Origin of the sequence: Paraburkholderia kururiensis, assembly GCF_034424375.1 — a bacterium.
GTDB classification, from domain to species: Bacteria; Pseudomonadota; Gammaproteobacteria; order Burkholderiales; family Burkholderiaceae; genus Paraburkholderia; species Paraburkholderia kururiensis_A.
On the sequence record NZ_CP139965.1, the window covers coordinates 3,539,883 to 3,557,788 of the forward strand.

A 17,906-nucleotide genomic window follows, 5' to 3' on the forward strand; every position below is an offset into this window, starting at 1 on the left:
CTGGGCTGCTCTTCGCAGCACCGGCCGGCGCGGCGGGTTCGCGCGATGGTGAGGACGCGGTGAAGTGGGACGTGAGCGCGCACGTCCCACTTCCTGCGAACGCCATGACCGCCGCGATCTTCCTCGCGCAGGAAGCACCGACGGGAACGGCCACGGGAACGAGCGCCGAGGCGTCCGACGACGCCGTCACAGCCGCCGAAGATGCGGCCACGGTGTTCTTGCCACGCGAGTGCGATCGCAACATGAGTGGCGCGGGGAGCACCGCGGCATGCAACCCCAACGGTGCGAAGAGTGCGAGCAGTGCGAACGGTGGGCGAGGCGCGGGTGGCGCGAGCAGCGGGGTGGGCGGCTCGGCGGCGGGGTCGAGTGCCAGCGGGTCGTCGGGCGGGCTTGGCAGCGCAGCAGCAGCGGCCGGAGGGAAGGCTTCAGGAAGCGGGAGTAATGGTGGTGGCCACGGCGGCACCGGTGGCGGTGGCGGTGGTGGCGGTGGTGGCGGTGGTGGCGGTGGTGGCGGTGGCGGTGGTGGTGGTGGTGGTGGTGGCGGCGGCGGTGGTGGTGGTGGTGGCGGTGGTGGTGGCGGTGGTGGTGGCGGTGGTGGTGGTGGCGGCGGTGGTGGTGGTGGTGGCAACAGCGGAGGTGGCCACGGCGGCCCCGGTGGCGGATTCGGTGGCGGAGGTTTTGGTGGTGGTTGTGGCTGCGGCGGTTCGGGCGGCGGTTTCGGTGGAGGCTTCGGTGGAGGGCCTAGCGGCGGCTTCGGCAAAGGTGGCGGCTTCGGCGGGGGCTATGGCGGCGGTCCCGGCGGCGGTCACGGTGGCGGTGGTAGCGGACGATAGACCCGCGCGGCGGTGCCCCCGCACCGCACACCGCCCCGAAACGGCATGACATCCCAGTCACGCCTTTCTGTGGTGACGGCGGTGGCGCTCCGATCCCCCGGTCGGCGCGTCACCGCCGCGGCCCGGACCGCATTACGCGGTCCGTTCGCCTTCCTTCGAGGTCCACGTGCTGGCGCATGGGGCGGCGCGCACGACGCGCACAACGCGCCATTTGACGACGACCAACAAACAGCGCGAAAGCCGCACCTCGATCGCAGTCGATAGCCCAACCGAGGGAACCAATCGCGCGGCACGGTCTCCTACAGTGCATTCGAAACCCTTTCGACACACTGGCAGGAGGACAACAACATGAAGCAACACTTCCCGCACGGCGCCGCGCGCCTCACGCTCGCAGCGGCATTCGCGTTCGGCCTCGCGTCCGCGGCCAGCGCGCAGACGCAGGCGTCCTCGGCGCCTCCCCCGGTCGATCCGTCGTTCTCGGCTTACTGGCTCTCGCAGATGTGTCAGCAGCCTCCATCGGACAACGTCTCGCGCGGTCAGTGTGTGAGCGCCATTCGCGGCATCATTCACGGCTACCAGTACGGCGTGCTGTTCCTCGGCCAACGCGGAACGCTGCCCACCGGCGAGACGCAACGCGTGTCGCTCTGTCTGCGTAACACGCCCGTGCCGTCCATCGTGGACGAGTTCGTCGCCGACACGCGCCAGGTCGACTCCGATGCGCTCAAGCGCACGCCGGCCGAAGTCGCGGTGCTGGGCTCGGTGCACATGCATCATGCGTGCGAGTGAAAACGGGCGCGTCTGCCCGTACCACGCGCCTCGCTTGATGCACTCTGTGCGCTAAATCGTGCGGCGGCATCGCGCATCGCTGAAGCCCGATGCCGCCGCCTCTCTCCTTCGATCCCTTCCCCTCGTCACAGCATTTCGAGCGGCCGCTTGCCGCGCGGCGGTCTGAAGTACGCGTCCACCGCGGCGCATTCTTCGGCCGTGAGGTCGAGGTCCAGCGCGCGGCGATTGTCCCGCACGTGCTCCACGCGCGCCGCCTTCGGAATGGCGAACACGCCGGGTTGGCGCAGCACCCAGGCGAGCGCCACCTGAAACACGGACACGCCGCGCTCGTGCGCAATGTCGTCGAGCGCCGAGCGCTTCGGCAGGCGCGCGTGGTCCACGGGGCTGTAGGCCATCGCGGGCACATGCCGTTCGGCAAGCCATGGCAGCAGGTCGAACTCCGGGCCGCGACGCGCAACGTTATAGAGAATCTGGTTGGTCGCACACGCGTCGCCACCAGGAACGGAGAAAAGCTCCTCCATGTCGTCGGTGTCGAAGTTGCTCACGCCCCAGTGGCGAATCTTGCCCGCTTGGCGCAGCGCTTCGAAGCCCGCCACCGTCTCTTCGAGCGGCACCGATCCGCGCCAGTGCAGCAGATAAAGATCGAGGCGATCCGTCTTCATGCGCTTGAGGCTCGCCTCGCAGGCGGCCTGCACGCCGCGCCGGCTCGCATTGTGCGGATACACCTTGCTCACGAGAAACACGTCGTCGCGCAGCCCGTGCAGCGCCTCGGCCAGCAACGTTTCGGTCGCGCCCTCGCCGTACATCTCCGCGGTATCGATCAGCGTCATGCCGAGCGCGATGCCTTCGCGCAGCGCGGCGATCTCGTCGGCACGGCGCGCCGGTCGCTCGCCCATCTCCCACGTGCCCTGTCCCAGCTTCGGAATGCGCTCGCCGTCGGGCAGCGCGACACTTGCAATCTCCGTGACCATGAACGCTCCTCAAGACTCGATTTCGGTCGGCTTCGCGTCGGTCCCGTCATGCACCGCCCAGACCGCTTCGCGGACCATCCTCGCGGCGTGCACATCGTGTGGGATCACGCGAAGCGCGAACCGGAGCGGGCCAGTTTAGCCCTTTGCGCGCGGGATCATCGCGGGCCTCGCGAAACCTCGCTATAACGGCCGCACGCGATGACTTAAAATCGACAATCGCCTTTCACGCCCGCCCCCTTATGAACGCTCCCTCGGAAGACCGCTGGCGCGACCTGCGCCCGGACCCGGACAACGACACGCCGCTCTATCTGCAACTCGCCCGCAAGCTGGGCCACGCGATTCACGAGAATCGCTGGAACGCCGGCGAGGCGCTGCCCTCGGAGCGCGTGCTCTCGGAAGCGCTCGGCGTGTCGCGCATCACGGCGCGCAAGGCCATTGCGCTGCTGGTCGAGCAAGGCTTGATTCGCCGCACGCAAGGCGCGGGCAGCTTCATCACGCCGCGCTACGAAGATCCGCTTTCGCGGCTCACGAGTTTCAGCGAGATGCTGCGGCGTCGCGGCTTCACGCCCAGCTCGAAGTGGCTGTCGCGCGAGATTCAGCCCGCAAGCCGCGAAGAAGTGATCCAGCTGGGGCTTTCGCCGGCGGCTGCCGTGACGCGCCTGAAACGGCTGCGCCTTGCGGACGGCATCGTGATGGCCGTCGAGAACTCCACCTTTCCTGCCGCGCTGATTCCCGATCCGCAGGCGATCGGCGATTCGCTGTACAGCTTTCTCGAACAGCGCGGCCTCGCGATCGTGCGCGCGCTTCAGCATTTCCGCGCGGTCAACGCCAGCGAAGAGATTGCGCGGCAAATGAGCATTGCGCCGAACGAAGCGCTGCTGCTCATCACGCGCGTGGGCTACACGGCGGACCAACGCGCCATCGAACTCACCGACACGTATTGCCGCAACGACTACTACGACTTCGTCGCCGAGCTGCGCAAGTAGCCCGGCTGTTGCGCGTGGATCAATGCCAACGTGCTTCGTCCGTCCCGATGGGCACCGGCGGGCGAGCATAAAACGGCGGCGTCTCCGACAACCGCTCCGCGGGCGCCGCCGCGCGCACGCGACCGAATGGCGAGTCCATCGTTTCGAGACAGTCGCCCACGTCGTTGAACGTCACGTCGGGCGTGCGCCAACCCTCTTCGATCTGCCCCAGCGACTGTAGCCAGCGCCCCGTCTGCGCGAGCGAAACGCGCACGTGCCAGCTGCCGCCCTCCTTCGCGCGCCGCGCGAGCGCCGCCATCGCGCCGAACGCCGCGAGATAGCCCGTGCCGTGATCTAGCGCCTGACACGGCAGATGCCGGGGCGCGTCGAACGGTGGGTCGCCGGCCGCGCCACGCGAACCCGCCGCCGCGCGGCTCTCCGTCCATACGATGCCGCTTGCCGATTGCACGAGGCTGTCGAAGCCGCGCCGCCTGGCCCACGGCCCGGTATGCCCGTAAGCGCAGATCGACACATAGACCATGCCGGGACGCCGCGCGGCGAGCGCCTGCGGCCCGAAGCCGCGCTCCGCGAGTGCACCGGGACGATAGGCCTGGAGAAACACGTCGGCGTCGGTCGCCAGTGCATGCAATGTGTCGCACGCGGCCGCTTCGCGCAGATCGAGCGTGGTCGAGCGCTTGCCGCGACCGTTGTCGATCACGAGCGGTTCAATGTTCGGCAGATGCGGTCCGTTGACGAGCAGCACGTCCGCTCCGTGATGCGCGAGCGCGCGTCCCGCCACCGGCCCGGCAATGATTCTCGACAGGTCCAGCACGCGCACGCCTGCGAGCGGCCGGTCGGTGCCGCCGCGGCCGGGCGGCTGCGGCGGCGCATCGCCAATGCGTTCGATCTCGATGAGCGGCAAGTCTGCGATGGCACGCGCCTGCGGGAGCGCGGCCCATTCGCGCGGCGAGCGGATCAGCGCCGCGCACAGGCCGGCGTCCGCCAGCGCCGTATCGAGCGCGGCGCCGTCCCAGCCGCGAATCGCTTCGGCCACGGCCTCGCGGCGATTCTTGCAGCCCAGCACCGCGAGCACGCCGTGCAGATGGTGCGGGAAGTTCGTGTGCAGCTGAATCCAGCGGCCGTCGCGCGTGGCGTAAAAGCCGGTCACGGGATGACGCAGTTCGGGCGGCAAATCATCGTTCACGCGCAGATAGCGCTCGCTGCGAAATGCGACGAGCGCGCGTCGCACGTCCACCTCGACGCGTTGGCGGCAGCCTGTGCGCAGCCGGAAGCATTCGGCGGCGGCAAGCCCGGCCGCGGCGATGGTGGAGGCGGCCAGCGCGCCCACGCGATAGACCGACGGCAAGGCCGGGTCGTTGCCTTTCAGATGGATCGAATCGAGCGCGGCCGGTTCGCATTCGGCAAGAGACCAGAGATGTTCCAGAGCGAGACGAGGCGTCATGATCGGCAGCCGGGCGGGTCCGGCGGGGTGAGTGGATCGGAACAGGCGAGGCGAAACAACGGAGTGAAACGAGTCTAGATTTCCCCGCCATGCCGATCAATCTTGATTAAGATAATCAACATATATCGATTTCTCCGGTTTTTTCGCCCAGCCCGCCATGTCCAGCTATATGACCGCATCCGAAGCCGCCGACGCACTCGGCGTCAGCCTGGCCACGCTCTACGCCTACGTGAGCCGCGGCATGCTGCAATCCGCGCCCGACCCGGCCAGCAAACGGCGCCGCTACGCCGCAACCGACGTGCGGCGCCTCGCGCGGCGCAAGGCCGACGGCAAGCGTGCGGGCAAGGTCGCACAGAAGGTGCTGGACTGGGGCGTGCCGGTGCTCGAATCGTCGATCTCGCTGATCGCCGACGGCCGGCTCTTCTATCGCGGCCGCGATGTCACCGCGCTCGCGCGCACCGCGACGCTCGAAGACGTCGCCGCGCTGCTGTGGGAATGCACGCCGCGCCGCATCGCAGAGGCGCTCGCCGCGCCGCTCTCCGCCGCGCAGTGGTCCGCCTGGCTCAAGCTATGGGCGGACAGCACGCCGCTCGACCGCGCGCTCGTGCTGTTGCCCGCGGCGGCGGCGCAGATGCCGCGCGTGTGGGCGCTCGGCCGCGACGCACAGCTCGATACGGCGGGGCTCGTGCTGCGCTTCGTGGCGGCGGCGATGATTTCCGCGGCGCCGTCGGCGGACGCCCTGCATCGTCAGCTGGCGGCTGCATGGGGTGTGCGCAACCGCCAGCAAGCCGACCTGCTGCGCGCGGCACTCGTGCTCTGCGCCGATCACGAACTCAACGCGTCCACCTTCACGGTGCGCTGCATTACGTCCACGGGCACGCATCTGTTCGGCGCCGTGGCGGGCGGACTCGCGGCGCTGGCGGGGCCGCGCCACGGCGGCGAGACGGCGCGCGTCGCCGCGCTTTTCGACGAAGCCGCGCGCGCCGGCGACCTCAACCGCTATCTCGCCACCCGGCTCGCCGCACACGAGCACGGCAGTGCGATCGCCGTGCCCGAGCGTCCCGCCGCGGTCCTGCCGGGCTTCGGCCATCCGCTCTATCCGGACGGCGATCCGCGCGCGCGGCTGCTGCTCGAACTGCTGGCCGAGCGCGCGCCCGCGCGTTCACCGATGCGCGACGTGGACGCCCTCGCACGCGCCGTGCACGAAACGACGGGCGCCTTTCCGACGGTGGATTTCGCGCTGGCCGCGATCGAGCGCGTGCTGGGGTTGCCGCACGGCGCCGCCTTCACGCTGTTCGCCGTGGGACGCACGGCGGGCTGGATCGCGCATGCGATGGAACAGACAGCGGACGGCCGGCTCATCCGTCCGCGTGCGAGGTATGTGGGAGAGTACGAAGCCGGTGCGAGTGAATGACCGTGACTGCGGGCGGCCGCCGCTTAGGCGAGACGCGAGGCAAAACGCGAGGCAAAGCGCGCGAGGCTCCACTTCGATGCCCAGCTTCGCAGCATGCGCTGAGGCGCGATACCTTGCGCGTGCGCCGCGCCGCCACGCGCCGTTTCCAGGTCGAACGCCAGCGCAAAACGCGCGCCGTCCCGGCCGGAGCTGACCCACGCACGCGCGCCGCGCGGCAACTCAAAAGACTCGCCGGCCGCAAGCCAGTAGTCACCGGCGTCGCCCTCCACCGTCAACCAGATCTGTCCGGCCCGCACGTCCAGCACGAGCGGCTGCGCGGCTTGCAGGGCGGCCGCGGGCTCGCCATGTTCCAGTTCGAATGTACGGATTTCGCGCATTGCAGTGCTCCTTGAAGGGCATTGACGGTTCCAGCATTATTGCGAGGCGACGCCGCTGCGCCCATGCACAGTTCCGTACAGTTCGGTCTGAACTGTACAGTCGAAAAACCTGACAGTGAGTCTCCATGAAGCTTCAACTCGACCGCGCGAGCGGCGTGCCGCTCACCGACCAGATCGTGACCGGCGTGCAGGACTGGATCCGCTCGCGCGCCGCGCACCCGGGCGCCAAACTGCCATCCATCCGCCAGTTCGCCGCCGACTACGGCATCAGCCGCTTTCCCGTGATCGAGGCGTACGACCGGCTCGTTTCGCTCGGCTACGTCGACTCGCGTCACGGCTCGGGCTTCTACGTGACCGAGCGCGGGCTGCCCGGCACCTTCGGCATGAGCGGCATGGGGCTTTCGGACCCGCGGCGCGCCGAAGAAGAGTCCATCCACATCCTGCGGCACCTGAACCGGCCGGACGAAACGCTGCAACTCGACAGCGGCTCCATTCCGCTCGCCTGGCGTGACACGGAGAGCCTCGGCCAGGCCATTCGCCTCGTGTCGCGCACCGACGGTTCGAGCCTCGTCGATTACGCCACGCCGCTCGGCAACGCCCGGCTGCGCGAGCACCTGCAGACGCGCCTCGCGCCGCTCGGCATTGCCGTCGACCCGCAGCAGATCCTCATCACCGAAGGCGCGAGCGAGGCGCTCGACCTGCTCATGCGCTACATGCTCAAGGGCGGCGACACGGTGTTCGTCGAAGACCCGGGCTACTACAACCTCTACGGCCTGCTCAAGCTGCACGGCGTGAAGCTGGTGGGCATTGCGCGCACGGCCAACGGGCCGGATCTCGACATGCTCGAAGCCATGCTGATCGAGCACCGGCCACGCGCGTTCTTCATCAACTCCGTGTTCCACAATCCGACCGGCACGACCGTGACGCCACCCGTCGCGTTCAGGCTGTTGCAGCTGGCGCGCGAGCACCGCTTCACCATCGTGGAAGACGACATCTACGGCGACTTCCAGACCGATCCCACCGACCGACTCGCCACGCTCGACCAGCTCGAACACGTGGTCTACGTGGGCGGACTCTCCAAGACGCTTTCGTCGTCGCTGCGCGTGGGCTACGTGGTGGCAAGCCCGCAGATCGTGAAAGACCTCGCCGACATCAAGGTGCTCACGAGCATTGGTGGCTCACGTTTCGCCGAGGCCGTAGCGGTCGCGTTGCTGGAACGCGGCGCGTACCGCAAATATCTGGAACGCCTGCGGCGGCGCATGCGCGACGCGCTCGGGAGCGCGATGCAGACGCTCACGGCAAGCGGCTGGGAGCTGTTCGCGCGGCCTCAGGGCGGCAAGTTCCTGTGGGCGCGCGTGCCGCACATCGAAGACTCGGCCCGCCTGGTTGCCTGCGGAGAACCGCTCGGCGTGATGGTGACGCCAGGCAGTTACTTCCGGCCCGACAGTCAGCCGAGTCCGTGGATCCGCATCAACGCTGCCTTCACCAACGATCCCCGGGCACGTGCGTTCTTCGAGACCGCGGCGCGCCTGAGCGCCTGACGGCCCGAGCGGGCCTGCTGCAACGGCAGGCGCGCAAACGACGGGCACGCGCTGTTTTCCCTACAATGGCGGCTGCTCCCTATTCGCCGCTTCACTTGCCGCGGCCCGCGCCTCCAGCACGCCCATGCCCGTCCCCACCACCGCTTCCGCTGCGCCCACTGCCACGCCGTCTGCCCGTTCCCTCACCGTCATGTTGTGGCTCGTCGCGACGGGCTTCTTCATGCAGACGCTCGACTCCACCATCGTCAACACCGCGCTGCCCGCCATGGCAGCGAGCCTCGGCGAGTTGCCGCTCAGAATGCAGTCGGTCGTGATCGCCTATTCGCTCACGATGGCGGTGATGATTCCCGTGTCGGGATGGCTCGCCGACAAGCTCGGCACGCGGCGCGTGTTCTTCAGCGCGATTCTCGTGTTCACGTTGGGCTCGCTGCTGTGTGCCAATGCGCATTCGCTCACGCAGCTCGTCGTGTGGCGCATCGTGCAGGGCGTGGGCGGCGCGATGCTGCTACCTGTGGGGCGCCTCGCCGTGCTGCGCACGTTTCCCGCCGAGCGCTATCTGCCGGCGCTCTCGTTCGTCGCCATTCCGGGGCTGATCGGACCGCTGATCGGCCCGACGCTCGGCGGCTGGCTCGTCAAGATCGCCTCGTGGCACTGGATCTTTCTGATCAACGTGCCGGTGGGCATCGTGGGCTGCATCGCGACCTTCATCTTCATGCACGACAGCCGCAATCCCGATACGCCGCGCTTCGACGTCGCGGGCTATCTGCTGCTCGTGGTCGGCATGATCGCGATCTCCGTTGCGCTCGACGGTCGCGCCGAACTGAGCCTCGAGCACGCCACCGTGCTCGTGCTGCTGATCCTGAGCCTTGCCTGTTTCGTCGCCTACGGGCTACACGCGGTACGCGCCCCGCAGCCGCTCTTCTCGCTCGACCTCTTTCGCATCCACACGTTCAGCGTGGGGCTGCTCGGCAATCTGTTCGCGCGCATCGGCAGCGGTGCCATGCCGTATCTGATTCCGCTGCTGCTTCAGGTGGGCCTCGGCTACAGCGCATTCGAAGCAGGCTTGATGATGTTGCCCGTCGCCGCGGCCGGCATGTCAGCCAAGCGGCTGGTGACGCGACTAATCACGCGTTACGGCTATCGGCGCATGCTCGTCACCAACACCGTGCTGGTCGGGCTGGCGATGGCGAGCTTTTCGCTCTCCAGCCCGAACGAGCCGCTGTGGCTTCGCCTCGTACAGCTTGCGCTCTTCGGCTGCGTGAACTCGATGCAGTTCACCGCGATGAACACGCTCACGCTGAAGGACCTCGGCACGGGCGGTGCGAGCAGCGGCAACAGCCTCTTCTCGCTCGTGCAGATGCTCTCGATGAGCCTTGGCGTGACCGTGGCCGGCGCCATGCTCACCACGTTCACAGGCATCCTGCCCCGCGCCACCGCCACGCACGTGCTGCCTGCCTTCCACGCGACGTTCCTGTGCGTGGGCATCATCACGGCCGGCTCGTCGTGGATCTTCGCGCAGCTTTCGCCGGACATCCGCGGCACGGCGAAGAAGACGGACCCGTCTGAGCGGGCCTGAGTCCGAGCCCGTTCAGCGCGCTTTCGCGCGCCTGTTTCGATCGCCGCGCGGCACCGGCAGCTGGCCTGCCGGGACGCCGCCTGCGCGCACGCGACCCGCTGCGGGGCAGCGGGCGCACCGTTCGTGTGCAGATGCCACCGGACTGCGCCGCGCCGTTCCTGCGCCACGTCAGAGGGCCGCGCATTCCCGCTGTGCATGCTTCTTGCTGACCTATCCTGTAAACTCGAAGCCTCTTCTCGTGCGGTTCGCGCAATTCCCGCACACACGCCGCCTCACTGACATGATGAGCATGCTCGACCTCGATCCCCCCGGCTTTCAGCCGCCGCGCCCCGTGGCCGGCGACGAAGGCTCCCGGCGCACCGTGCTGTATGGCGGTTACACCGTGTTCAGCGTGTTCCAGCCGGTGTTTTCGGTGGCGCACCGGCGTGCCATCGGCTATCACGCGTCGCTGCGCGCGCACGACGAACACGGCCAGCAGGTTTCGTCGCACGAGGTCTTCACGCAGGCGGCACGGCGCGGCGACCTGCTCGAACTCGGGCGGCTTACGGAGTCGCTGCATCTGGGCAACTTCAACGCCTTCGACAGTCACGACGAGTGGCTCTTCCTGAACCTGCACCCCGCGGCCCTGATGGATACGAGCTACGGCGACGCGTTGCTCGCGCGCCTGAAGGCGCTCGGCCTGCCGCCGCAGCGTGTAGTGCTGGAACTCTCGGAGCAAACGGGCGGCGAGACCACGCGCTTTGCCGAGATCATCGACGGCCTGCGCAAGTCGGGATTCCTGATCGCGCTGGACGGCTTCGGCGCGAAGCACTCGAACATCGATCGCGTGTGGCATCTGCGGCCCGACATCGTCACGCTGGACCGCGGCATTCTCGCGCAAGCCACGCGCCATTCGCACATCGAACGTGTGTTGCCCGGACTCGTTTCGATGCTCCACGAGTCCGGGCAGCTCGTGCTGATGGGTGGGCTCGCCACCGAGCGCGACGCGCTGATCGCGCTGGAATGCAACGTCGATTTCGTGCAGGGCGCGTATTTCGCCGGACCCGATGTGGAGCCCGTGAAGCCGCAGGTCGCGGCCGAACTCATGGACGCGCTTTCGGCCCGGCTGCGCGAACGCGTCGCCGCACGCGAGCGCGATCAAACGGCGCGCCTCGCGCCTTATGTGCGCGCGCTGGAAGGCGCGGCGAAGCAACTGGCGGCCGGCGTTTCGATGGCCGAAGCAACGGCGCCGCTGCTCAAGCTCGGCGAGACCGCGCGCTGCTTCCTGCTGGACGGCTCGGGCCGTCAGATCGGTGACAACGTGCTGCCCACGGGCCGCACGTCGCAGCGTGCCAAGCGCTTCAGTCCGCTACTGCACTCGGAAGGCGCGAGCTGGGAACGCCGCCCCTATTTCATCGAGGCGGTGCGTGCGCCGGGCCACGTGCATCTCACGCCGCCGTATCTCTCGATCAACGAGGCGCATCTGTGCGTGACCGCCTCCATCGCGGCGCACACCGCGCACGGCATGCAGGTGCTGTGCGTCGATATCAACTGGGACATGGCGGCGCGGCGCAGCGCTTGATGCGCGCTCCATGCGCGCTCTTGCGTGAGTGGCCCTCACGTCACGCCGCGATGGCTTCCTCCACACTGCAACGCACGGCGCCGCTGCGCGCCGGTTGCGCGAATATCCGCTGAAGCAGACGTTTGATCGCTCGCGCGCCGTACAGGCGATTGGCGGCGTACACGACGGCCGCGTCCGTGATGATCGCCATGCGTGCCACCGGCGCGTTCTCGCCTTCCTCCACTCCCACCGATACGGCGACGAGCGCAACGATCTCGCCATCGGCACCGAACAGCGCTATGCGCGATTCACCGTCGATCGTGGCGATGGACTCGGCGCGGAGTGCTTGCCCGCATGCGTGCGCCTCCTCGGACCCCTGCGAAGCGCAAGCAAGCGCGCTCACCACATCGCGATCCACGGGCAATGCGTCTTCACTGGCAACGCACGCCACCACCGTAGTCGCCCCGAGCAGCGCCATCACGCCCGCCCGGTCCTGCGAGGCAATCGCCTCGCGCAGATGGTCCACCACCTGCCTGTGCCGCGCCGGATCGTCGGGCGCTGCGGGCATGCCGGGGCGCTGTAGCCTCGCGCGGGCACGATGCACGATCTGCCGGCAGTTCGCCGGCGTCTTGCCCACGATGCGCGCGATCTCCGCATAGTCGCAATCGAAGCCTTCGTGCAGCACGAAGGCGGCGCGCTCCACCGGCGAGAGACGTTCGAGCAGCAACAGCAGGCCATGCGAGATTTCGGCGGCGCGCAGCGCGAGATCTTCCGCGGAGGGCGCCCAATCGGTGGCGAGGCCTGAGTTGCCGGAATCGCCGGAGCCGGCTGGCCAAGGCCCCGAACCATGCGTGTGCGGCAACCGTTCACGTCGCAACCGCCGCAGACGATCGATGGCAAGGCGCGTCGTGATCGTCGCGAGCCAGGCAGCGGGCTCGCGCAGCGCGTTGGCGTCCGCGGCGTGCCACTTCAGCCAGGCGTCCTGCACCACGTCTTCGGCCTCGGCGCGGCTGCGCAGCAGCCGGTACGCGAGCGACTCCAGCCGCGAGCGCAATGCCTCGAAGGCCGTGATGCCGTTGTTGCTGCTGGAAGACTGCGTCATTCGTCTCGCTCCTCGATGATCGCGCGGGCCTTCGCGCGCCGCTTCGATGACCTCTTGCCTCTCTTTCCGTTGACGTCTGGGGCGCCTCGCGCGTGACACCTTCGCGCAAAATTTTTTCTGTCACGCGGCGCCGCGCCGGGGCGTCAACAGGGCAGATCACATCCCCTTCCCACGAGGAATTCATGCGCCCGACTTTTCATCTGCCTCACATGCCCTTCGTTTCGTCGTCCGGGCTCGGACTCGTGCCCACCGTCATCGAGCAATCCGGTCGCGGCGAGCGCGCCTACGACATCTATTCGCGGCTGCTGCGCGAGCGCATCGTGTTCCTGGTGGGACCGGTGAACGAGCAGTCGGCCAGCCTGATCGTGGCGCAACTGCTCTTCCTCGAGTCCGAGAACCCTGACAAGGATATTTGCTTTTACATCAACTCGCCGGGCGGGTCCGTCTACGACGGCCTCGCCATCTACGACACGATGCAGTTCATCAAGCCCGACGTGTCGACGCTCTGCACCGGCTTCGCCGCGAGCATGGGCACCTTTCTGCTCGCCGCGGGACATCCGGGCAAACGCTACGCGCTACCCAACGCACGCATCATGATTCACCAGCCGTCGGGCGGCAGCCAGGGCACGGCCGCGGACGTGGAGATTCAGGCGAAGGAGGTGCTGTATCTTCGCGACCAGCTGGATGGGGTGCTGGCCGCGCGCACGGGCCAGACGCTCGAGCAGATCCGCAAAGACACCGATCGCGACAACTTCATGTCGGCGAGCGCCGCGAAAACGTACGGCCTGATAGACGATGTACTGAGTTCGCGCGACGCGATCGGCACGATGAAGAGCGATGCACCGGCGTGATGCGTGGCTTGGCGTGGCTTGGCGTGGCCTCGCCGAGACCGCCGGGCGCCGTAAACGACAAAGCCCTCCGGGACCGGAGGGCTTTCTGCAACGCTACAGCAACGCTGCAACGGAACGGCAAACGCCTTATGCGAAGTTCTTCGCGGCGAAGTCCCAGTTCACGATGTTCCAGAACGCTTCCACGAACTTCGGACGCGCATTGCGGTAGTCGATGTAGTACGCGTGCTCCCACACGTCGATGGTGAGGAGCGGCTTGGAATCCGTGGTGAGCGGCGTGGCGGCATTGCTCGTCGAAACGATGTCGAGCGAACCGTCGGCCTTCTTCACGAGCCACGTCCAGCCCGAACCGAAGTTCGCGACCGCAGCCTTCGAGAAGGCTTCCTTGAACGCGTCGTAGGAACCCCACTTCGCGTTGATCGCGTCGCCCAGCGCGCCGGCCGGTGCGCCACCACCTTGCGGCGAGAGGCCGTTCCAGAAGAACGTGTGATTCCAGATTTGCGCGGCGTTGTTGAAGATACCGCCCGACGCCTTCTTGATGATCTCTTCCAGCGGCAGGTTCTCGAATTCGGTGCCCGGAATCAGGTTGTTCAGGTTCGTGACGTAGGCCTGGTGGTGCTTGCCGTAGTGGAACTCGAGCGTCTCTTCGGACATGTGCGGAGCGAGCGCGTTCTTCGCGTACGGCAGCGGCGGGAGCGTATGTTGTGCCATGGTGCTGATCCTTCTCTCGTTTATGGGGAGTCTGCGGATGACGCTGTGGAGCACTGGATTGTAGGCGACTTGGAATAACCCCGCAAACCACGCGCCTTTTTGTCGAACTTCGTGCGGACAAGTGGCGTAGCCGTCGTAAAAGCTGCTTTCACGCAAGCGGGGCGCGGACAAAAGTGTGTGCCGAACAGCGTCGGACTGTCGCGACGCGCGCTGTCATCCGGATGTCATTCAACAGCGCGCTGGATGGCGGGACGGCAGCGGGTATCGTCGCGAAAGCGGTCCGCTTCGGAAGGTGCCGCAAGAAGCGCGCCGCGGTGCTTCGACGTCGGTGCTTCGACGTGCGCCTTTTGCTTCGATTGCTCAAGTGCGCTTTCGATTGCCCCGCAGGGCATGAGCCATTCAAAAGCCTTCGGTCAAACGCGGCTGGACGTCGGCCAGCGCAATGTCCGCCGCGCCCTGCGCCAGATGCACCGTGAGCCGCTTGCCGGGCTTGAGCTGTGCGGGCGAACGCAGTGCCTCGCCGCTTTGCACGTCGAGCAACGCGGCGTATCCGCGCTCCAGCGTGCGCTGTGGGCTCAACACGTCGAGCCGTGCCGCGAGCGAGGCCACGCGCGCCGTCGCACGCTCGTGCCGGCGCGCAAGCGCGCCGTGAAGCCGCTGGGCAAGCGTGTCGAGCGCCAGCTGTTGCCGTGCGGGGTCGGGACGGCAACGCTGCCACCGCATCTGCACGAGCGCAAAGCGCGCCTTCGCGTCGCGCACGGGACGCGCGCCCGCCGACGCGAGCCGCACGGTGAGCTGCTGCAGATGCGTGCGCTGTCGCGCGAGTCGCTCTGCGGGCGACACGAGCCGCCGCGCCAGCCAGTCGAGCTGCTGCGCGCGTCGCTCCATCATGCGACCGAAACCGCGCGCGAGCATCGCATGCCGATGATCGAGATCGCGCAGCAACAGCACGCGCTGCGGACTCACCAGTTCCGCGGCGGCCGTGGGGGTCGGCGCGCGGACATCGGCGGCGAAATCGGCGATGGTGAAGTCGGTTTCGTGGCCTACGCCGCTCACCACCGGCAGCGCGCTTGCCGCAATCGCGCGGGCCAGCACCTCTTCGTTGAAGGCCCACAAGTCTTCGATGGAGCCGCCGCCGCGGCAGACGATCAGCACATCCACTTCGTTGCGCGCGTTCGCGGCTTGCACCATCGCGGCGAGCTTGTCGGCGGCGCCTGTGCCCTGCACCGGCGCGGGGTACACGATCACCGGCACGTGCGGTGCGCGCCGGCACAAGGTGGTGAGCACGTCGCGCAACGCGGCCGCCTGCATCGACGTGACCACGCCGATGGCGCGCGGATGCGCGGGCAGCGGCCGCTTGCGTGCGGCATCGAAGAGACCTTCGGCCTCGAGCTTCGCCTTCAGCTTCAGAAAGGCTTCGTAGAGACGCCCCTGGCCGGTGCGACGCACCGCTTCCACGTTGAGCTGCAATTCGCCGCGCGGCTCGTACATCGTGACGAGCGCGCGCACTTCGATGCGGTCGCCTTCGCGCGGCATGAACTCGGCGTACTGGGCGCGTCCGCGGAACATGACGCAGCGCATCTGCGCCTGCGCGTCTTTGATCGAGAAGTACCAGTGGCCGCTCGCGGCGCGCGTGAAGTTCGACACCTCGCCGGACACCCACACCAGAGGAAACGACCGTTCGAGCAGCGTGCCGATGGCCCGGTTGAGCGCCGAGACCGGCACGACGGCCTCGGTGCCCCCGGGAATCGGCGCGGTGAATGAGCGGTCTGAGGAACGGTCGAAGCTGTCGGAGTTCATGCGATGAATGAGCGGTTTGCCGCGGTTTTGCCACGGTTTGCGTTTGACTGGCCGCCCAGACGATAGACCGATCGGGCTTGCCGCGTCCAGCAGGCTGTATGCGAAGCGCAATGTGTCCACATTCCAGGCGGGCTCGCACAGGCCCCGCCGAATACCGTTGCAACGCCAATGAATCCGGCGCAAACCCTTGATCTGCAAGGCTTTGCACCTGATTCCAGGCGGGTCGATGCCGATAGAAGGCTTCTCGAACGGGCGTTCCCGGGCAATGGACGGCTGGTTCTCCACAAAGTTGTCCACAGGCGCTCGCTTGCCGCATCAGGCCGTCGCGCGCTAGAGTGCCGGCTTCGCGGGGACGGATGCGCTGCGCTTCGCGCCCCGCCCCTAGCACTGCGCGCCCCCCAGCCGCCCGGAGAAATCTCGCCGATGCCAGCAGCCCAGCCCCTCGCATTTCACCTCAGCGCGCCGGCCGCCTTCGTGCGCTCGCAGCAGCATGCGCATGACCGCGCGCTTTGCATCGCGCTCCGAGCAGTTCGCGTCGCCCGTACCGCCGCCTGGGTCCGATGATCGACGGCCTGCGTTCCCGTCTTGAAAGCCGCGTGAGCCGCGAATGGCAGCGCCGCGGTCCGCTCGCGTGGGCGTTGACGCCGCTCGCGTGCGTCTTCGGCGCCGTGGCCGCGCTGCGACGCGCGGCCTTTTCCGCAGGCTGGCTGAAAAGCGTGCGTGTGCCGGTGCCGGTCGTCGTGGTGGGCAACGTGACCGTGGGCGGCACCGGCAAAACGCCCACCGTGATCGCGCTCGTGGAAGCGCTGCGCGCAGCGGGCTTCTCGCCGGGCGTCGTCTCGCGTGGTTACGGCGCGCGCATCGAGCGGCCGACGGCGGTCACCTCCGCGAGCGCACCAGGCATGGCCGGCGACGAGCCGCTCCTCATCGCGCGCCGCACCGGCGTGCCGGTCTGGGTCTGCCCGGATCGCGTGGCAGCCGCGCAGGCGCTGTGCGCGGCGCACCGCGACGTCGACGTGATCGTGAGCGACGACGGCCTTCAGCACTATCGCCTCGCGCGCGACGCGGAACTCGTCGTGTTCGACCATCGCCTGGGCGGCAACGGTTTCCTGCTGCCCGCGGGGCCGCTGCGCGAACCGCTTTCGCGGCACCGCGACGCGACGCTCATCAACGATCCCTACGCACGCACGCTGCCGGCCTGGCCGAACACGTTCGCCCTCGACCTCGCGCCCGGCGACGCATGGCATCTCGACAATCCCGCCCTGCGCCGGCCGCTCGCGCAGTTCGCCGGACAGCGGGTGCTGGCGGCAGCGGGCATCGGCGCGCCGGAGCGCTTCTTCGCCACACTGCGCGCAGCGGGCCTTTCACCGGACACGCGCGCCCTGCCCGATCACTACGCGTTCGCGACGAATCCGTTCGTGGACGTGGAAGCCGACGCCATCCTGATCACCGAAAAGGATGCGGTAAAATTGGCGGCCTGGCACGACGCGCGCATCTGGGTGGTACCCGTCCAGGCTGCGCTCGATCACCGCCTCATCGCACTGGTTGTGGAGAAACTCCGTGGACGCCCGTCTGCTTGAAATCCTCGTCTGCCCCATCTGCAAGGGCCCGCTCAGCTACGACCGCGCCGCACAGGAGCTGATCTGCCACGCGGACAAGCTCGCTTACCCCATTCGCGACGGCATCCCCGTCATGCTCGTCGACGAAGCACGCCAGACGGTTGAAGGCACGCCCGTCGACCCTGCGGGTCCCGGCGCCTGACGTGCCGGCGTCGCGCAGGGCGTTGTGTCGTTGCGCCTGGTCGTCGTGGTTGTGCGACGGCCTGTCCGACTCGCTGACTTCGGGAAGGGCGCGACACTTCGGGAAGGGCGCGACGGCAGTTCGCGAGCGGTCTGACTACACGCTGACGCGTTGCCCGCCGCCCAGGCATCGCCCGATGTAACTGTCTTCGCGCGGCGCTACACGCTGCGCACGCATCCC

The 17,906-nt window shown here is 68.0% G+C and carries 17 protein-coding genes; 10 read left to right on the forward strand and 7 right to left on the reverse strand.

What is annotated here, in order from left to right:
- Positions 1–441 precede the first annotated feature (441 nt).
- On the forward strand, positions 442–882 hold the full coding sequence (locus tag U0042_RS15740) for a hypothetical protein (RefSeq protein ID WP_327204983.1): 441 nt from the start codon (positions 442–444) through the stop codon (positions 880–882).
- A gap of 299 nt (positions 883–1,181) precedes the next feature.
- Positions 1,182–1,619, forward strand: coding sequence for a hypothetical protein (locus U0042_RS15745; RefSeq protein ID WP_114814513.1), 438 nt, complete (start codon positions 1,182–1,184; stop codon positions 1,617–1,619).
- Between the two features lie 125 nt (positions 1,620–1,744).
- Here U0042_RS15745 and U0042_RS15750 read toward each other — a convergent pair whose 3' ends face one another.
- Positions 1,745–2,590, reverse strand: a complete 846-nt coding sequence (locus U0042_RS15750; protein WP_114814514.1) for an aldo/keto reductase — start codon at positions 2,588–2,590, stop codon at positions 1,745–1,747.
- Positions 2,591–2,829: 239 nt separating this feature from the next.
- On the opposite strand from U0042_RS15750, the gene U0042_RS15755 reads away from it, so the two are divergent.
- On the forward strand, positions 2,830–3,576 hold the full coding sequence (locus U0042_RS15755) for a GntR family transcriptional regulator (RefSeq protein ID WP_114814515.1): 747 nt from the start codon (positions 2,830–2,832) through the stop codon (positions 3,574–3,576).
- Positions 3,577–3,595: 19 nt separating this feature from the next.
- Here U0042_RS15755 and U0042_RS15760 read toward each other — a convergent pair whose 3' ends face one another.
- The gene (locus tag U0042_RS15760; RefSeq protein ID WP_114814516.1) at positions 3,596–5,017 is read right to left on the reverse strand and encodes a CoA transferase; all 1,422 of its coding nucleotides are present in this window, start codon (positions 5,015–5,017) and stop codon (positions 3,596–3,598) included.
- Positions 5,018–5,174: 157 nt separating this feature from the next.
- On the opposite strand from U0042_RS15760, the gene U0042_RS15765 reads away from it, so the two are divergent.
- Positions 5,175–6,431 carry a citrate/2-methylcitrate synthase gene (locus tag U0042_RS15765; RefSeq protein ID WP_114814517.1) on the forward strand — a complete coding sequence of 419 codons (1,257 nt, stop codon included), beginning with the start codon at positions 5,175–5,177 and terminating at the stop codon, positions 6,429–6,431.
- A gap of 23 nt (positions 6,432–6,454) precedes the next feature.
- Here the strand turns inward: U0042_RS15765 and U0042_RS15770 are convergent, their stop codons facing one another.
- The gene (locus tag U0042_RS15770) at positions 6,455–6,808 is read right to left on the reverse strand and encodes a DUF2917 domain-containing protein (RefSeq protein WP_114814518.1); all 354 of its coding nucleotides are present in this window, start codon (positions 6,806–6,808) and stop codon (positions 6,455–6,457) included.
- A gap of 125 nt (positions 6,809–6,933) precedes the next feature.
- Here U0042_RS15770 and U0042_RS15775 point away from each other — a divergent pair, with 125 nt between their 5' ends.
- Positions 6,934–8,349: a PLP-dependent aminotransferase family protein gene (locus U0042_RS15775; RefSeq protein WP_114814519.1), complete on the forward strand. Its 1,416-nt coding sequence runs from the start codon at positions 6,934–6,936 to the stop codon at positions 8,347–8,349.
- Positions 8,350–8,409: 60 nt separating this feature from the next.
- Here the strand turns inward: U0042_RS15775 and U0042_RS15780 are convergent, their stop codons facing one another.
- The gene (locus U0042_RS15780; RefSeq protein ID WP_232833562.1) at positions 8,410–8,571 is read right to left on the reverse strand and encodes a hypothetical protein; all 162 of its coding nucleotides are present in this window, start codon (positions 8,569–8,571) and stop codon (positions 8,410–8,412) included.
- Between U0042_RS15780 and mdtD the strand changes: the two genes are divergently transcribed.
- Both mdtD and U0042_RS15790 read left to right on the forward strand, forming a co-directional pair.
- Positions 8,540–9,925, forward strand: a complete 1,386-nt coding sequence (mdtD, locus tag U0042_RS15785) for a multidrug transporter subunit MdtD (protein ID WP_232833560.1) — start codon at positions 8,540–8,542, stop codon at positions 9,923–9,925. The two genes, U0042_RS15780 and mdtD, sit on opposite strands and share 32 nt — an antisense overlap.
- A gap of 283 nt (positions 9,926–10,208) precedes the next feature.
- Positions 10,209–11,486, forward strand: a complete 1,278-nt coding sequence (locus tag U0042_RS15790; RefSeq protein ID WP_114814584.1) for an EAL domain-containing protein — start codon at positions 10,209–10,211, stop codon at positions 11,484–11,486.
- A 40-nt stretch (positions 11,487–11,526) separates the two neighbouring features.
- Here the strand turns inward: U0042_RS15790 and U0042_RS15795 are convergent, their stop codons facing one another.
- Positions 11,527–12,567, reverse strand: coding sequence for a sigma-70 family RNA polymerase sigma factor (locus U0042_RS15795; RefSeq protein ID WP_114814521.1), 1,041 nt, complete (start codon positions 12,565–12,567; stop codon positions 11,527–11,529).
- Between the two features lie 182 nt (positions 12,568–12,749).
- On the opposite strand from U0042_RS15795, the gene clpP reads away from it, so the two are divergent.
- Entirely contained in the window at positions 12,750–13,418 is a 669-nt protein-coding gene (clpP, locus tag U0042_RS15800) for an ATP-dependent Clp endopeptidase proteolytic subunit ClpP (protein WP_269814064.1), read from the forward strand.
- Between the two features lie 126 nt (positions 13,419–13,544).
- On the opposite strand, the gene sodB is transcribed toward clpP, so the two are convergent.
- Both sodB and xseA read right to left on the reverse strand, forming a co-directional pair.
- A complete protein-coding gene (gene sodB / locus U0042_RS15805; RefSeq protein ID WP_114814523.1) occupies positions 13,545–14,126 on the reverse strand; it encodes a superoxide dismutase [Fe] in 582 nt (193 codons plus the stop codon).
- A gap of 399 nt (positions 14,127–14,525) precedes the next feature.
- On the reverse strand, positions 14,526–15,926 hold the full coding sequence (xseA, locus tag U0042_RS15810; protein ID WP_114814585.1) for an exodeoxyribonuclease VII large subunit: 1,401 nt from the start codon (positions 15,924–15,926) through the stop codon (positions 14,526–14,528).
- Between the two features lie 560 nt (positions 15,927–16,486).
- Between xseA and lpxK the strand changes: the two genes are divergently transcribed.
- Both lpxK and U0042_RS15820 read left to right on the forward strand, forming a co-directional pair.
- A complete protein-coding gene (gene lpxK / locus U0042_RS15815) occupies positions 16,487–17,506 on the forward strand; it encodes a tetraacyldisaccharide 4'-kinase (protein WP_114814524.1) in 1,020 nt (339 codons plus the stop codon).
- Entirely contained in the window at positions 17,487–17,687 is a 201-nt protein-coding gene (locus tag U0042_RS15820; protein ID WP_017776904.1) for a Trm112 family protein, read from the forward strand. Before lpxK ends, U0042_RS15820 begins: the two co-directional genes overlap by 20 nt.
- The last annotated feature ends 219 nt before the right edge of the window (positions 17,688–17,906 follow it).

What these genes read in the sequence shown, in the direction of transcription:
- U0042_RS15740 (WP_327204983.1), top strand. Translation starts at nt 442, where the DNA reads ATGGTGGTGGCCACGGCGGCACCGGTGGCGGTGGCGGTGGTGGCGGTG.
- U0042_RS15745 (WP_114814513.1), top strand. Translation starts at nt 1,182, where the DNA reads ATGAAGCAACACTTCCCGCACGGCGCCGCGCGCCTCACGCTCGCAGCG.
- U0042_RS15750 (WP_114814514.1), bottom strand. Translation starts at nt 2,590, where the DNA reads ATGGTCACGGAGATTGCAAGTGTCGCGCTGCCCGACGGCGAGCGCATT.
- U0042_RS15755 (WP_114814515.1), top strand. Translation starts at nt 2,830, where the DNA reads ATGAACGCTCCCTCGGAAGACCGCTGGCGCGACCTGCGCCCGGACCCG.
- U0042_RS15760 (WP_114814516.1), bottom strand. Translation starts at nt 5,017, where the DNA reads ATGACGCCTCGTCTCGCTCTGGAACATCTCTGGTCTCTTGCCGAATGC.
- U0042_RS15765 (WP_114814517.1), top strand. Translation starts at nt 5,175, where the DNA reads ATGTCCAGCTATATGACCGCATCCGAAGCCGCCGACGCACTCGGCGTC.
- U0042_RS15770 (WP_114814518.1), bottom strand. Translation starts at nt 6,808, where the DNA reads ATGCGCGAAATCCGTACATTCGAACTGGAACATGGCGAGCCCGCGGCC.
- U0042_RS15775 (WP_114814519.1), top strand. Translation starts at nt 6,934, where the DNA reads ATGAAGCTTCAACTCGACCGCGCGAGCGGCGTGCCGCTCACCGACCAG.
- mdtD (WP_232833560.1), top strand. Translation starts at nt 8,540, where the DNA reads ATGTTGTGGCTCGTCGCGACGGGCTTCTTCATGCAGACGCTCGACTCC.
- U0042_RS15780 (WP_232833562.1), bottom strand. Translation starts at nt 8,571, where the DNA reads ATGAAGAAGCCCGTCGCGACGAGCCACAACATGACGGTGAGGGAACGG.
- U0042_RS15790 (WP_114814584.1), top strand. Translation starts at nt 10,209, where the DNA reads ATGAGCATGCTCGACCTCGATCCCCCCGGCTTTCAGCCGCCGCGCCCC.
- U0042_RS15795 (WP_114814521.1), bottom strand. Translation starts at nt 12,567, where the DNA reads ATGACGCAGTCTTCCAGCAGCAACAACGGCATCACGGCCTTCGAGGCA.
- clpP (WP_269814064.1), top strand. Translation starts at nt 12,750, where the DNA reads ATGCGCCCGACTTTTCATCTGCCTCACATGCCCTTCGTTTCGTCGTCC.
- sodB (WP_114814523.1), bottom strand. Translation starts at nt 14,126, where the DNA reads ATGGCACAACATACGCTCCCGCCGCTGCCGTACGCGAAGAACGCGCTC.
- xseA (WP_114814585.1), bottom strand. Translation starts at nt 15,926, where the DNA reads ATGAACTCCGACAGCTTCGACCGTTCCTCAGACCGCTCATTCACCGCG.
- lpxK (WP_114814524.1), top strand. Translation starts at nt 16,487, where the DNA reads ATGATCGACGGCCTGCGTTCCCGTCTTGAAAGCCGCGTGAGCCGCGAA.